Genomic DNA, 14018 nt, shown 5'->3' with positions numbered 1-14018 from the left:
GGCTCAGTCCTTGAAGAACTGATTGGCCTGGCTGAAGGGCATCGAGCGCTCGGTAAAGCTGAAGGTGCCCAGCTCATAGACTTCCTGGGCCGCTCGGTAGAATTCACCATAGGCCGCCAGTGCCATGGCCGAGCCCACGCTGATGCGCTTTACCCCCATCGCGCTCAATTGCGCCACACTGAGTTTCAGGCCGCCGGACATCAACACGTTCACCGGCTTTGGCGCCACGGCCTTGACCACCGCCAGCACGTCCTCAGCACTGCGCAGGCCCGGCGCATAGAGCACGTCGGCGCCGGCTTCGGCGTAGGCCTGCAGGCGGCGAATAGTGTCGGGCAGATCCAGGCGACCATGCAGGAGGTTTTCCGCGCGGGCCGTCAGTGTGAAGGGGAATGGCAAGCTGCGGGCAGCGGCGACGGCGGCTTCCACGCGCTCTACGGAAAGGTCGAAGGGATAGATCGGGTCGACGGCAACGCCGGTGGCATCTTCGATAGAGCCCCCCACGATACCGCTGGCCGCCGCCCGCAAGATGGTTTCGGCACAGCCTTCAGGGGTATCGCTGAAGCCGTTTTCCAGGTCGGCCGCCACCGGCAGCGCGGTGGCCTTGGCGATCATGGCGGCATTGAGCAACGTGTCTTCAAGGGACAACGCGCCTTCCGCGTCCGGGCGCCCCAGGCTGAACGCATAACCCGCACTGGTCGTGGCAAGGGCTTCAAAGCCAAGGCTGGTGAGCATCACCGCGGAGCCGGCATCCCAAGGGTTAGGCATCACGAAGGCGCGGTCGCGCTCATGCAGGGACTTGAAGGTTTCGGCGCGAAGGGCTTGGGCATCCATGACTGACTCCTGGCGGGAAAAGGAGCCCTAGAGTAACCCCAGTTGTTCCGCTTCGGGTTGCCGATCCAACGTCGGCAGCGCCGGAAGGCCGGGCAGGCGCACCATCAACTTGGCGTGGAAACGCAGGGCCAGTTGTGCGGCCAGGCGGTTGTCCGAGGTGTGCAGGAACACGTAGGGTGTGCGGCCTTCTTCGATCCAACCCGCGATTTTTTCCACCCACGGCACCAGGAACGGGTCATTGGCCTCAAGCACCGGATGACCGATAAAACGCACTTGGGGAAACTGGGTCAGCGCTGCCGGACGGGGTGGCACCTTGGGCTTTTTCGATTGTGCGTGCAGTACCGCCGCCGAGGTCGACGTGCAACTGAACAACGCGCGCGGGTCGAGGCAGATGCGCTCGACCCCCCGATCCCGTAACAAACGGTTGAGCGTGCGCTCGGCATCGCCCTTGGCGAAGAACTCAGGGTGGCGTACTTCCACCGCCATCGGGCGTTCCAGGCCATCGATAAAACCGGCCAGTTCAGCCAGGCGTTGCGGCGAAAAACTCGCCGACAGTTGCAGCCACAGCGGCGAAACACGTTCACCGAGCGGGCTCATCAAACCGACAAAACTTTCCGCCGCCGGCAATTGCTCGCGCAAGTCGCCACCGTGACTGATGTCACCGGGGAATTTTGCAGTGAAGCGAAAATCGTCGGGCATGATGTCGACCCAGCGCTGCACGGTAGCGGCCGAGGGGCGAGCGTAGAACGTGGTATTGCCCTCAACGGCGTTGAAGACCTGGGAATAAAGGGCAAGGTAATCGCTGGAGCGGGCGTCGACTGGGTACATGTACTCGCGCCAGGCGTTTTCACTCCAGGACGGGCAGCCGAGGTAGTAAGGCAGGCGCATCAGATGTGGATGTCGAGACCCAGCACTTCCATATCCCATTCGACAAATCCGGCGGTGGTCAGGTAGCTGGCCAGGGCGGTGGCAACGCTTTTGCTCATGGAGCGCGGGAAGACCATGTCTTGCTGACGGGCGGGAACGCCGCTGATGCGGGCTTGTGAACTGGCCTGCGCATCGGATTGGACCTCAATGAAGTCCGGCGAATCCTCGACGGAGTCGTCCACCGTGGCGTTTGCCTTACGCGGCTTGCGCTTGATCGGGTACGACTGTGAGGAAAATCCATCTATACGCATAGGCGCGAACTCGCTATCAGTAATGGCATTTTGGCAGCACTGTCCGTCGCGCGCAAATGCTCTGGTGATAACTAGAACACATAATTTGAAAAAGGTTTAAAAACCCGGGCAAATTCTGACGATTGGCGACTTTTGCCTCAAATTGCCATCATTTTTGGCGTCAAATAATCCCTCTTTCCGCCTTGGTCTGCGCGACTTTATCGCGCAGGTAAACCGGTGCGGCCTGATCCGCAGGAATAGCCTCGCCACGTTCGAACGCAAAGCGCGCCAGGGTCAGCAGGTCTTCGGCGTGAGGCAACAGGGTGGCGTCCTGGCCAGCGGGTTGAACGCCGATACGCTCGCCATAACCCCAACCGGTGCCAGCGCCGAACCAGTCACCGCTGGCATCGCCCGGCAATACCGCCGATTCCGGTGGCTGCACCGCTTCCACGCCGACAAGGCGCATTTCGCCAGCCGTTTCGCGGTAGCAACCCCAATACACTTCGTCCATACGCGCATCGATCGCCGCCGCCACCTGCTGGGCGCCGTGTTCGCGCAAGGCACGTTGGGCCAGTACGGCAAGGTTGGAAACCGGCAGCACCGGGCGCTCCAACGCAAAGGCCAGGCCCTGGACCACGCCAATGGCGATGCGCACCCCGGTGAACGCTCCCGGGCCACGGCCGAAGGCGATGGCATCCACGGCCGACAGGGTGGTGCCCGCGTCTTCAAGCAGCTGCTTGATCATCGGCAACAGCTTCTGCGCGTGCAGGCGCGGGATCACCTCGTAGTGGCTTGTGACCTTGCCATCGTGCAGCAAGGCAACGGAGCAAGCTTCAGTCGCGGTGTCCAGGGCCAGCAGGGTGCTCATCGGTGTGGGTGTCCAAGTCGAAAAAAAGTGCGCCAGTATAAACAACAACGGCCCGCAAGCGGGCCGTCGTCTATCAAGCCGATAAAGGATCAGCTCAGTGCTTGCAGGACCTTGGCGGTGATCGCTTCCACCGAGCCGACGCCAGGGATATGGCTGTACTTCGGCTTGCCCTGGGCTGCGGACAGCTTCTGGTAGAAATCCACCAGCGGCTTGGTCTGGGAATGGTAGACAGACAGGCGATGACGCACGGTTTCTTCGGTGTCGTCCTTGCGCTGCACCAGGTCTTCACCGGTGACATCGTCCTTGCCTTCAACTTTAGGCGGGTTGTAGACGGTGTGGTACACGCGGCCGGAGGCTTCGTGGACGCGACGACCGGCAATACGCTGGACGATCTCTTCATCTTCAACCGCGATTTCCACCACCGCGTCCAGCTCGACGCCGGCTTTCACCAGGGCTTCGGCCTGGGGAATGGTGCGTGGGAAACCGTCGAACAGGAAGCCGTTCTTGCAGTCTTCCTGGCTGATGCGTTCCTTGACCAGGTTGATGATCAGGTCATCGGAGACCAGGCCGCCGCTGTCCATCACGCTCTTGGCGATCAGGCCCAGCTCGGTGCCGGCCTTGACGGCTGCGCGCAGCATGTCGCCGGTGGAGATTTGTGGAATGCCGAATTTTTCAGTGATGAACTTTGCCTGAGTACCTTTACCGGCCCCGGGAGCTCCCAGCAGAATGACGCGCATCGATGTGCTCCTCAATTTTTTATAGAGATGACGCTCGGATTCGCCGCGTGGGGCCAATCTCGTAAAAATAATATAGGGCTCATGAAACTATGGGCCCAGGCCGCCCAAACGGCCAAAGGCTGATCAAGATACACAGCGGGCCCTAACCACACAAGCCGCCAAAAGTCGCAGGAACCCGCGCCACGCGTACGTCATAGGTAGGGTGTGCCTGAGTGCAACCAGCGCTGTAAACGCCGACCACCCCTTTCAGGGCGGCCGTCGTGGTTTATCCGCAAGCTTTTGAGAACACGCAAAAAACCTCAGCCGGTGTTGCGCAGGCCGGCGGCAATACCCGCCACGGACACCAGCAACGCCTGTTCCAGAGGGCTGTCCTGCGCGGTTTCCTGGCGACGCGAGCGCGCGAGCAACTCGGCCTGCAACAGGTGCAAGGGGTCGAGGTAGGTGTTGCGCAGGCGGATGAACTCCAGGGTGTCAGGGCTATGGGCCAGCAGTTGCGACTGGCCGGTCAGGCCAAGCACCACGTCGCATGCCTGCGACAATAGGTCGCGTAAGTGCGCGCCCAATGGCAACAGGTCCGGCTGCACCAGGCGCTCGTCATACAGGCGCGCAATATCGGCATCGGCCTTGGCCAGGACCATTTCCAGCATATCGATGCGGGTGCGGAAGAACGGCCACTGTTCGCGCATCTGCCCCAGCAGTTCCCCTTCGCCGCGCTCCAGGGCCTTGCTCAATGCGGCTTCCCAACCCAGCCAGGCCGGCAGCATCAGGCGAGTCTGGGTCCAGCCGAAGATCCACGGAATGGCGCGCAGGCTTTCTATACCACCGGCGCGACGCTTGGCCGGGCGACTGCCCAGAGGTAGCCGGCCCAGCTCCTGCTCCGGGGTGGATTGGCGAAAATACTCGACGAATTGCGGATTTTCCCGCACCACCGCACGGTAAGCGCTGACGCCGTCGGCCGCCAATTCATCCATCAAATGGCGCCACGCCGGCTCCGGTGGCGGCGGTGGCAGCAATGTCGCTTCCAACACGGCGGCCAGGTAGAGATTGAGGTTCTGTTCAGCAATGTCCGGCAAGCCGAACTTGAAGCGAATCATCTCGCCTTGCTCGGTGGTACGGAAACGCCCCGCCACCGAACCCGGCGGTTGCGACAGGATCGCCGCGTGGGCCGGGCCGCCGCCACGCCCGACGGTGCCGCCGCGACCGTGGAACAGCAGCAATTCCACCTGTTGCTCACGGCAGATATCCACCAGCCGCTCCTGGGCCCGGTACTGCGCCCAGGCGGCGGCGGTGGTGCCGGCGTCCTTGGCCGAGTCGGAGTAGCCGATCATCACTTCCTGCGGGCCCTGCAAGCGCGCCCGGTAGCCTGGCAGCAGCAACAGTTGTTCGATCACGGGACCGGCGTTATCCAGGTCGGCCAGGGTTTCGAACAGCGGCACCACGCGCATCGGCCGTTGAACGCCCGACTCTTTAAGCAGCAGCTGCACCGCCAATACGTCCGACGCGGCACCGGCCATGGAAATGACATACGAGCCTAACGATGCGGCAGGCGCGGCGGCCACTTCCTTGCAGGTATTGAGCACTTCGGCCGTATCGGCCGATGGCTTGAAATAGCCCGGCAACAGCGGTCGACGGTTGGCCAGCTCCTTCATCAGGAAGCTGATGCGCATGTCTTCGTTCCAGTCCTCGTAACGGCCCAGGCCCAGGTAATCGGTGATTTCAGTCATCGCCGCCGAATGACGACTGGAATCCTGGCGCACATCCAGGCGCACCAGAAATAGACCAAAGGTTACGGCCCGGCGCAGGCAATCGAGCAGCGGGCCGTCGGCGATCACGCCCATGCCGCACGCGTGCAACGACTGGTAGCACAGCTCCAGTGGCTCGAGCAGATCGCGGTTGTTCTGCAACACCTCGGCAGGCGCCGGCGTGCTGCTGCTCAACGCGGTATGGGCCCATTGGCGCGTGGCGCGCAGGCGTTCGCGCAGTTGCTTGAGCAGGGCACGATAAGGTTCGACGCTTTCGCCGACCTTGGCCTGCAACGCCGGGCTGGCCTGTTGCATCGACAGTTCGGAGGCCAGGTGGTCGATATCGCGCAGGTACAGGTCGGCCGCCATCCAGCGCGCCAGCAGCAACACCTCGCGGGTGACGGGCGCGGTGACATTCGGGTTGCCGTCACGGTCGCCGCCCATCCACGACGCAAAGCGGATCGGCGCGGCTTCCAGCGGCAAACGCAGGCCCGTCGCAGCGTGTAACGCCTGGTCGGCCTTGCGCAAGTAATTGGGGATGGCGTGCCACAACGAATGCTCGATCACCGCGAAGCCCCACTTGGCTTCATCCACCGGGGTGGGCCGAGTGCGGCGGATTTCTTCGGTGTGCCAGGCTTCGGCGATCAAGCGCTGCAGGCGCTGGCGGATCTGCTCGCGCTCAGCGCTGGTGAGGTCGCGATGATCCTGCAGCGCCAGTTGCGCGGCGATGGCGTCGTATTTCTGGATCAGGGTGCGGCGTGCCACTTCGGTGGGGTGGGCGGTGAGGACCAGTTCGATGTCCAGGCGCCCCAACTGGCGGGCGAGGGACTCATTGCTGTGGCCCTCGCCCTGCAGGCGAGCCAGTAACTCCGGCAATACGCGGGACTCGAACGGCGCCGGTTGCGACTCGTCGCGCCGGTGAATCAACTGGTACTGCTCGGCGATATTGGCCAGGTTGAGGAACTGGTTGAAGGCCCGCGCCACCGGCAGCAGTTCGTTTTCCTGCAACTGATTGAGGCTGGCGCTCAGTTCATCACCCGCGGCTTTGTCCGGGGCGGCTCCGCGGCGGTCGGCCTTGGCGCCTTTGCGGATCTGTTCGATCTTGGCGAGAAAATCATCGCCGTACTGCTCTCGAATGGTGTTGCCCAACAGTTCACCGAGCAGGTGAACATCCTCACGCAAGCGTGCATCGATATCACTCATCAGCCAATCTCCAGCCAGAAATCCGGGACGCGCAGGTGTGTCAGAGTGCCGCCGGCATCGTTTTATGACAAGACTTTAAACCTTGTGACTTGCAGCTAGTCTCAAGTGTGAGCCGCCGCGTTTATCCACGCGCACGGCTGGTCACTCATCACCGCCTGCCACCGCAGGCTTTATTGAGGTTGCCATGAAAATTCGAGAACTGGCCCAGCATTGGGAAGAGAACGCCAAGGGTCGCCTGACCAAGACCGAGTACGCCATCCATCTGGATGTGGAGGCTGCTGCACGGCTGGCAGCCATCGCCGAGATGTACCCCAAGCGCCACACCGAAGAACTGCTCGGCGAGCTGATCGGTGCCGCCCTTGAGGAGCTGGAAGCCAGCTTTCCCTACATCAAGGGACAACAGGTCATCGCCACCGATGAAGAGGGCGACCCGCTCTATGAAGAAAGCGAGCACGCAATAGGAAAAACTCAATATCTCTTGAAAGCCGCGTAGAACATGGCTTAGTGATCATTTCAGAGAACCATGAGTGGTAAAGACAGTCCTAGATTTACGACACATGTAGTCACGCCGGAGATACCCCATGGACACCTTCAAAACGATGCTCAGCAACTGGGAAAACAAAGCTCACGAAACCTCGAAGCTTGTTGAAATCACCCTGACCATCCGCCAACACGACCTAGTGAAAATCAAGGCGTTTGCGGAAGCCTATGGACTAGATCAAAGCATCATCACGGAAGGTCTGATTCACTCTGCTATAAAAGAAGCAGAAACAGCCATGCCCTACGTCAAAGGGACTGAGGTGATCCGCGTGGAGGAAGGTGAAGAGATTTTTGCCGACGCAGGTAAGACACCCGCCTACGTCGAAGCTGAACAAGCAATTTCAAAGACCCTACGGGGATAGAGTCTTTGAGACGGAACACTAGCCTCGCAAGGGGCTATTCAGTTTGATCTTGTTGAAGCCGCAATTCTTCCTCTGCCTGAGCAAATAATTTTTCGTAACCTTTGAATTTGCCCATTCTTGACTTGTTGAGCAGAGAAACCTCAGACAGTTTCATCAGACAACGATAAGTCTTAACGAAAATTTCGTTGTAGGAATTCTGAATGTGCTGCTCAGGCGAACTGATTTGACCGCATTTCAGACACATTCTGACGTAGTGAGTGAGATTGTAATCATCAAGCGAGCTGAAATAATCATAATATTCAGCCTCGGTTTTTTTTGCGGCACTATTCCTGACATCAGTGTTGTTAAATCCAGAAACTTCAAAAGCACTTTCTATAAGCTCAGCAAGGCTTTTCTCAACCACCAAACCATCAAAATATTCGTCAAGCTTCTGCTGAACATAATCGTTTTCAGGCCAGCGAAAAACATCACTCTTCTTACGAATATTTTTATGAAATATTACCGTCTCAAAGTATTTATCAACAACAGGCTTAATTTTATCAGCACGTCCAGATTCCGTGTATACATAGGCCACGCCATCCAAATTGCTAACTTCGAAATTAACAAGAGACTTCTCAATTGCCAAATCGAAAGCTTCAAACACTTTATCGTCGTTATTCAAAAAAGACGCATGATAGATATTCCATGCGTCCTGCAGCAAAGCCATTTCTGAGTCATGCTTGATTTTGGCTTCCAGAGCTTTGATAACCTCCTTCAAAGATTCTTCATCAGCATATCCCTTCTTCACCAAATCAATGATAGCAACATCAAATTCATCGCAGCGGGTAAAGCCATAATTTTCAAGATAGTGTGTTTTTTCCTCTATTGATTTTTTCAGCTTTGCTTCAACTTCATCAATTTCATCACCGGGCAAGTTAGGTTCAATATACCCGCCACCATAATTCAGAATAAAATCAAGATCGACCTTGGCAGCATCACCGCCGTATTTAGATAAAATCGCCAACGGCAAAACATGAAGAGCTTGTTCAACTGTTTGATTGTTAGAACCTTCCAAAGTATTTCCGAGAAGGCTAGAAAAGTATTCAATTTTTTTGAGCAATCTTATGTTGTTGATGTCCAACCTGATAGCATTCCTTGCAAGAATCTCATGCAATTTACTATCAGTAGAAAAAACCAGCTTTACGGATTCTTCGACAGATGGATTGAAGGTAACTTCATAGTCAAATACTTTTTCATGATAGGAGAAGAAATCATCACCTGATTTCAAAGTTCCGTCATTGAGCAGCATCACAACGCGGCAGTTTTTGCTTTCCACCAGAAGTGAGATTAAACCAAGCACTTCTCTATCATGTAGCCCTGAACCTTTTCGCTCAAAATCGTCTAGACAGATAAGAGTGTCAGTCACACGAATGAATTGAAGGCTTTCAACCATAGGCCCAATTCCTTTAACGCCCATTGCTGATACATCATTGAACAACGATGAGCCTTTACGCATCCACCCAGCGAAACGACCTGAAATGTCTTTAAGGTTTTCTTCAAACGAGCTTTCATCAGAAGCGATATGAGCACGCTCCCGGTAAACCTTGTTTTCGTAGATTGACTTCTTCAAGTCTTTCAGACTATTCAGCCCAAAAAGAGAAACGTAAGAATAATTACGTTTATGAAACGAAACACGGCTTTCAAGCACTACCTGTTTCCAGAGGTGGGTCTTACCCGTTCCCCAATCCCCTTTCAAAACAATTGCCCTATCTTTTTCGTCTTTGACGAAATCTACAAGGGCTGACTTGACTTTACTAACCGACATTAATGCACTCCTTTGGCTTTGTCATCATCCATTATGAAAGCTGGATATTCTTTAGGATGTTGGAGAAGAATGTATTTTACGAATTTCTGTTTCAATGCCTCATCTAAAGCACTTTGAAAATCAGCGATAGAATGAAGAGGTGATTCATCAACAAGCAAAGACCGCCAATGAATATTTGTGTCAGCGTCAGCCATCTTTAACAGTTTTTCTATAGCTCTGTGTGCCATGTTCCCCATTTCTGGACGTACCACAAAGCTTTGACTGATGTACTCATCGTCTACTTCTGTATTTTCTTCAATCTCGCACGTATTCAGAATCGAGAGGGTTTTAGGCGAAAACCTGTATTGTTTTTCACCATTAAAATCACGAAGATAAACGTCTTCTATTCTTGTTTTCCAAGTTTCTACGTTTTCATCGCTGTCATGCATTTCATCTTTTTTGAATTTTAGATAAAGACCTACACCCTCCCCTAGCTGATAATTCATGTCACCCGCTAGTAGACTCATCAAGCTATTTGATACAGCAGTGAATAAATCAATTCGATAATTCTTGTTAAATCGCTTGAACAGCGAAATATCAAACAGCATCCAAAGGCCATGATATTTCCACGCAAACAAGACAGGTAGCCCAAGCATTTCACCGTATTTGAGCAATTTTTCCCTGTCTTTTTCTCTGAGAGTAAGAATTCCCTTAGATTTTGTTTTGACCTCGATGAGAACCCTGTACTGATTATTGGCAGTGTTGAAAACGGCCAGCAAATCGGGAACCTGATAGGTATCTCGGGAAGATTTTGGAATTTGCTGCTGATCCAGTTTATGGATAAGCGAACACTTCCCAAGCCAGCTACAGATGACAGCGAATTCATCCTCAGCCGGTAGCCCTAGGTCGAGACGTTTCACACGCTGAATGACTTCTTCGGGATTCTCCCACCCACTCTGTTCAAGTGCTTCATGAAGAACGCGACTCCGATGCATCAGCATAAGCTCATCCATTTGTAACTTCCTTATCATCGCAGAGCAGCGGAATTTCATCAGGAGCGATGGAGATTACAGAATCACTAGAATGGTTTGCTCTTCCAATACACCATAGAGATTGCCAGTCTTCTTTTCTAATGCTAGAGAAGAAAACCAGATCAAAACATGTTATTTTTTTAGACATCCTAGGCAAACTAACGGTATTTCCAAAAAAATCTATTGTTGGTGATTTGGCTATGATTACTTCAGGCTCGTTTTCGGAGCAAAACGTTTTGATAGCCTTACTTTCTTTAGCATCAACACGAGCAGTGAAAATTTTCTCGCCATAATCGAGCTTGCGAATTACGTCACCTTTGAAAAGCTGAGCATAAAGCTCAATGTATCGTTCATCCTGCAATGTCAGATCAAGGGTCTTTAATCTCAATTTATTTGACATTTTCGAGGCAATAGTTTTGGAGCATTCAGCAACCTCTACAATTTTTTTCAGCCGAGCGAACAACTCTGTAAAGTCACTAAATGTCCCATCCCAAAGACGCATAGGATGTCCATTCAGCACAACCTCAATAGAGACAGTAGACTTCGGATATTTCACAACGAAATCATAGGCTTTTTTAATCCTATGATAATGTCTGAGATTATTGATCGGCTGCCCGAGCCATCCAGCCACATCGAATGTGTAGGTTGCGTCTACCTTGTAGCGGTCATGAATAAAATAACGGTAGGTAAAGAACCCGTCTAATGCAGAACCTTCAATATCAAATTGTTTTGACCCCTTCCCCATGAATGAATCAGTTGTAGCCAGCTCAAATTCAGCTTCATCACTTACAAAATAGATGCACGTCTCGAGGCGTCTTTTACTGGGTGTAAGGGTTAGCGTTCCTCCAACAATAACTTCATTTAGGTATTCAAATAATTTCGACCCTACAAATTTAAAGTCATTCGTAGGAATGTGGATACTCTCCCCCACCTCAATCATGTTTTGCCAAGCGAGGTCAGCCGAAGCAATGGCATCATCATTGAAAACCATCTGAATTTCAGGTGCCGGGTCAGTGATCGGAATCAGCTCATGCACCACAGAGTCACTTGTAGCAGTGACTACAACCTTAAAATTTTGGTCGATGCTGTTTATTGATTGTTCGTAACCTTCCACAACCGCTGAAACATCAAATTTTTCTGGGCTAGGTTTGTGCAGATTATTACCGGTAGAGAGGGACTGTACCGTCTGGATGATTGCTTCTCGGACAGAATTTTGAAGCTCGAAGGGAGTGATTGATTTTTGACCAACCATCGTCATCGCTCTGAGTTCCGCCTTACTCTTCCATTCATGGAGAAGGGTCACAGGGTAACGGGCTTCGTCACGGTCGATGATAATGGAGCAGGAGCCACATAGCCAAAGGCCATTTTTATACGACTGCCTCTCTTCCTTGGTTTGATTCTTGTCGTAGCGAGCAGCTCCCGCTCCCGGAGCAGCAGCACAGATGTGAGCAGCGATACCGTTACCCGCGTAACTGTTCCGCTGGATATTGGAGCCTATGGTGTGATTCACACAGTCAGGGTTGGAGCAGACTCCGGCAACCATGTGTTGAAGCAGCAGCTTGGTTGGTTTGTCGAAATCATGCCTAGGATGGTTTTTTACCACTGACCCATCAGGCAAGGTGACGAACTCTTCAATTAATTTCCTAGCCACACCTATTCCTATGTTCTTCCGTGCCCTATCGTGTTGGCGGAATCCTGTACAGGCTTTTTAACATCTAACGCTCAGGCACACCACGAAATGGTGCTGGGATCGACACCCGGAAACGACCACAACCCAAGACAGAATTGGGCTACGCTTGGCTTTAATGGATCACCTCGCCTGCAAAATTCTCTATTGCTCTGCCCGCTGTACGAGGACGTCGGGCCAACGCCGCGGTTCCTGACCTTGTCCCGTCGCTATCTGCATGATTTGTCTGCCAGTGCCGACGACCAAAAGCACTGACGGACTCGATTGACACCTATCTGAACCCCGTATTCCGGGCCTCTGCCGAGGCTCGGAGTACCCCTGCAGGTGGCAAAAGTTCCAACTTTTTACCCTGACCAATCAGTCAGATATTTTTTTAGGCAAATCGCCATCTCTTCTGAACTTTTGAAAAAAGCCTCCGGTCACAGCCAGTAAGCCATCACTTGGAACGGCCGTTTGAAAGGGCCTGTCGCGCTTTACCGCCGCGCCCCAAGCCGTTCACCGACTGCGATGGATTTTGATGTTTTTAGGAGCTATCCAATGGAGTTGAAGACGATGAAGACCAGCACTGCCAAATCCACGTTTAACCACCTGCGCGGGCTTAAATTGGCCGCGCTGGCAATCGGCACCAGCTTCGTTTTGGCTGGCTGCGCCGGCAACCCGCCAACCGAGCAGTACGCGGTGACTCAGTCCGCGGTCAACAGCGCAGTGAGCGCCGGCGGTACCGAGTACGCAGCAGTTGAAATGAAATCGGCCCAGGACAAGCTCAAGCAAGCCGAAATCGCCATGCACGACAAGAATTATGACGAGGCGCGTCGCCTGGCCGAACAGGCTGAATGGGATGCTCGCGTTGCAGAGCGCAAGTCCCAGGCGGCCAAGGCCGAACAGGCTGTGAAGGATTCCCAGAAAGCTGTTCAGGAGCTGCGTCAGGAAGGTATGCGCCCGGCTGCTATCCAGCAGAAATAAAGCGCCGCGCCTGATTGCACTGCACCCGATATCGAATTGAAAGGACGACACGACTATGCGTAAACAATTGATGATCCCTGCCCTGCTGGCGATGAGCGTTGCCCTGGCGGCCTGCTCTACCCCGCCCAACGCAAACCTGGAAAACGCACGGACCAACTTCTCGTCCCTGCAAACCAACCCGCAAGCCACCAAGCTTGCCGCGCTGGAAACCAAGGACGCCAGCGATTGGCTGGACAAGGCTGACAAGGCCTACCGCGACAAGGAAGACCAGAAGAAGGTCGATCAACTGGCCTACCTGACCAACCAGCGCGTTGAAGTGGCCAAAGACACCATCGTGCTGCGCGAATCCGAAGCCAAGCTGAAAAACGCCGGCGACGAACGCGCCCGTGCCCTGCTCGAGGCCCGTGATGCGCAGATCAAGCAGCTGCAGGACAGCTTGAACGCCAAGCAAACCGAGCGCGGTACCCTGGTGACCTTTGGCGACGTGCTGTTTGCCACCAACAAGGCCGACCTGAAGTCCAGCGGCCTGGTCAACATCAATAAGCTGGCGCAGTTCCTTCAGGAAAACCCGGATCGCCAGGTGATCGTTGAAGGTTACACGGACAGCACAGGCAGCGATGCCTACAACCAGAGCCTGTCGGAGCGACGTGCCGCTTCTGTGCAGGTTGCGTTGATCAAGATGGGCGTTGACCCACGCCGCATCGTGACCACCGGCTATGGCAAGGAATACCCGGTTGCCGACAACGGCAGCGTCTCGGGCCGTGCCATGAACCGCCGCGTTGAAGTGACCATCTCCAACGATAACCAGCCGGTCAAGCCACGCTCGTCCGTCGCCAACTGATTGATTGATGCTGGATAAGAAAACCCACCTTATGGTGGGTTTTTTTTGGGCTCGCCGAATTGGACAGGACGGTTTGTGTCCTCCGCTGGCAGCTCAATCTTCGGGGCATGGGCCTGTTTCGGCAAATGCTCCATCAGTTGCTTTTTCTGCTCCCGAGCTTGCTGCCGTTCCAGATCCTCATGGCACCTGACCATATCCCGCATGTTGCGTAATGCCGGACTTTCAGGAGCTGCAGGATTTGCAGGATTTGAAAAAATAGATATCGCCACTTTC

The 14018-nt window shown here is 54.4% G+C and carries 13 protein-coding genes and 1 pseudogene; 5 read left to right on the top strand and 9 right to left on the bottom strand.

Annotated features, from left to right (window positions below; translation table 11 throughout):
- Positions 1–3 precede the first annotated feature (3 nt).
- The 6 genes from F6S08_RS07445 to ppc all read right to left on the bottom strand — a co-directional run bounded on the left by F6S08_RS07445 (position 4) and on the right by ppc (position 6538).
- Positions 4–831 (bottom strand): isocitrate lyase/phosphoenolpyruvate mutase family protein, encoded by an 828-nt coding sequence (locus tag F6S08_RS07445; protein WP_065948855.1) that lies wholly within the window; start codon positions 829–831, stop codon positions 4–6.
- A 27-nt stretch (positions 832–858) separates the two neighbouring features.
- Complete coding sequence (locus F6S08_RS07440; RefSeq protein ID WP_315871482.1) at positions 859–1719, bottom strand: DUF72 domain-containing protein; 861 nt, start codon at positions 1717–1719, stop codon at positions 859–861.
- Positions 1719–2009, bottom strand: a complete 291-nt coding sequence (locus F6S08_RS07435; protein WP_065926482.1) for a hypothetical protein — start codon at positions 2007–2009, stop codon at positions 1719–1721. Before F6S08_RS07435 ends, F6S08_RS07440 begins: the two co-directional genes overlap by 1 nt.
- A 160-nt stretch (positions 2010–2169) precedes the next feature.
- Positions 2170–2856, bottom strand: a complete 687-nt coding sequence (tsaB, locus tag F6S08_RS07430; protein WP_137211483.1) for a tRNA (adenosine(37)-N6)-threonylcarbamoyltransferase complex dimerization subunit type 1 TsaB — start codon at positions 2854–2856, stop codon at positions 2170–2172.
- Positions 2857–2945: 89 nt separating this feature from the next.
- Entirely contained in the window at positions 2946–3593 is a 648-nt protein-coding gene (gene adk / locus F6S08_RS07425; RefSeq protein WP_010212617.1) for an adenylate kinase, read from the bottom strand.
- Positions 3594–3892: 299 nt separating this feature from the next.
- Entirely contained in the window at positions 3893–6538 is a 2646-nt protein-coding gene (gene ppc / locus F6S08_RS07420) for a phosphoenolpyruvate carboxylase (protein ID WP_315871481.1), read from the bottom strand.
- A 184-nt stretch (positions 6539–6722) separates the two neighbouring features.
- Here ppc and F6S08_RS07415 point away from each other — a divergent pair, with 184 nt between their 5' ends.
- Positions 6723–7031, top strand: a complete 309-nt coding sequence (locus F6S08_RS07415; RefSeq protein WP_315871480.1) for a hypothetical protein — start codon at positions 6723–6725, stop codon at positions 7029–7031.
- An 88-nt stretch (positions 7032–7119) separates the two neighbouring features.
- Entirely contained in the window at positions 7120–7440 is a 321-nt protein-coding gene (locus F6S08_RS07410) for a hypothetical protein (RefSeq protein ID WP_315871479.1), read from the top strand.
- Positions 7441–7474: 34 nt separating this feature from the next.
- Here F6S08_RS07410 and F6S08_RS07405 read toward each other — a convergent pair whose 3' ends face one another.
- The 3 genes from F6S08_RS07405 to F6S08_RS07395 are packed head-to-tail and all read right to left on the bottom strand — an operon-like array spanning position 7475 to position 11905.
- Positions 7475–9244 (bottom strand): hypothetical protein, encoded by a 1770-nt coding sequence (locus F6S08_RS07405; RefSeq protein WP_315871478.1) that lies wholly within the window; start codon positions 9242–9244, stop codon positions 7475–7477.
- Positions 9244–10236 carry a hypothetical protein gene (locus F6S08_RS07400; protein WP_315871477.1) on the bottom strand — a complete coding sequence of 331 codons (993 nt, stop codon included), beginning with the start codon at positions 10234–10236 and terminating at the stop codon, positions 9244–9246. Before F6S08_RS07400 ends, F6S08_RS07405 begins: the two co-directional genes overlap by 1 nt.
- On the bottom strand, positions 10229–11905 hold the full coding sequence (locus F6S08_RS07395) for a hypothetical protein (protein WP_315871476.1): 1677 nt from the start codon (positions 11903–11905) through the stop codon (positions 10229–10231). Before F6S08_RS07395 ends, F6S08_RS07400 begins: the two co-directional genes overlap by 8 nt.
- Before the next feature lie 192 nt (positions 11906–12097).
- On the opposite strand from F6S08_RS07395, the pseudogene F6S08_RS07390 reads away from it, so the two are divergent.
- From F6S08_RS07390 to F6S08_RS07380, 3 genes and pseudogenes are all read left to right on the top strand, one after another.
- Positions 12098–12196, top strand: a pseudogene (locus F6S08_RS07390) (pilin assembly protein); the annotation flags it as partial.
- Positions 12197–12493: 297 nt separating this feature from the next.
- On the top strand, positions 12494–12904 hold the full coding sequence (locus tag F6S08_RS07385; protein ID WP_169899499.1) for a DUF4398 domain-containing protein: 411 nt from the start codon (positions 12494–12496) through the stop codon (positions 12902–12904).
- Between the two features lie 55 nt (positions 12905–12959).
- Positions 12960–13745 carry an OmpA family protein gene (locus tag F6S08_RS07380; RefSeq protein ID WP_027604511.1) on the top strand — a complete coding sequence of 262 codons (786 nt, stop codon included), beginning with the start codon at positions 12960–12962 and terminating at the stop codon, positions 13743–13745.
- The last annotated feature ends 273 nt before the right edge of the window (positions 13746–14018 follow it).

The organism is Pseudomonas sp. JV449, from assembly GCF_032424295.1.
Taxonomy (GTDB): domain Bacteria; phylum Pseudomonadota; class Gammaproteobacteria; order Pseudomonadales; family Pseudomonadaceae; genus Aquipseudomonas; species Aquipseudomonas marginalis.
Note: the sequence above shows the minus strand (reverse complement) of the source record. Positions and strands in the feature narration are given on the sequence as shown.

What these genes read in the sequence shown, in the direction of transcription:
- ppc (WP_315871481.1), bottom strand. Translation starts at nt 6,538, where the DNA reads ATGAGTGATATCGATGCACGCTTGCGTGAGGATGTTCACCTGCTCGGT.
- F6S08_RS07380 (WP_027604511.1), top strand. Translation starts at nt 12,960, where the DNA reads ATGCGTAAACAATTGATGATCCCTGCCCTGCTGGCGATGAGCGTTGCC.
- F6S08_RS07400 (WP_315871477.1), bottom strand. Translation starts at nt 10,236, where the DNA reads ATGGATGAGCTTATGCTGATGCATCGGAGTCGCGTTCTTCATGAAGCA.
- F6S08_RS07405 (WP_315871478.1), bottom strand. Translation starts at nt 9,244, where the DNA reads ATGTCGGTTAGTAAAGTCAAGTCAGCCCTTGTAGATTTCGTCAAAGAC.
- F6S08_RS07440 (WP_315871482.1), bottom strand. Translation starts at nt 1,719, where the DNA reads ATGCGCCTGCCTTACTACCTCGGCTGCCCGTCCTGGAGTGAAAACGCC.
- tsaB (WP_137211483.1), bottom strand. Translation starts at nt 2,856, where the DNA reads ATGAGCACCCTGCTGGCCCTGGACACCGCGACTGAAGCTTGCTCCGTT.
- F6S08_RS07410 (WP_315871479.1), top strand. Translation starts at nt 7,120, where the DNA reads ATGGACACCTTCAAAACGATGCTCAGCAACTGGGAAAACAAAGCTCAC.
- F6S08_RS07435 (WP_065926482.1), bottom strand. Translation starts at nt 2,009, where the DNA reads ATGCGTATAGATGGATTTTCCTCACAGTCGTACCCGATCAAGCGCAAG.
- adk (WP_010212617.1), bottom strand. Translation starts at nt 3,593, where the DNA reads ATGCGCGTCATTCTGCTGGGAGCTCCCGGGGCCGGTAAAGGTACTCAG.
- F6S08_RS07445 (WP_065948855.1), bottom strand. Translation starts at nt 831, where the DNA reads ATGGATGCCCAAGCCCTTCGCGCCGAAACCTTCAAGTCCCTGCATGAG.
- F6S08_RS07415 (WP_315871480.1), top strand. Translation starts at nt 6,723, where the DNA reads ATGAAAATTCGAGAACTGGCCCAGCATTGGGAAGAGAACGCCAAGGGT.
- F6S08_RS07385 (WP_169899499.1), top strand. Translation starts at nt 12,494, where the DNA reads ATGAAGACCAGCACTGCCAAATCCACGTTTAACCACCTGCGCGGGCTT.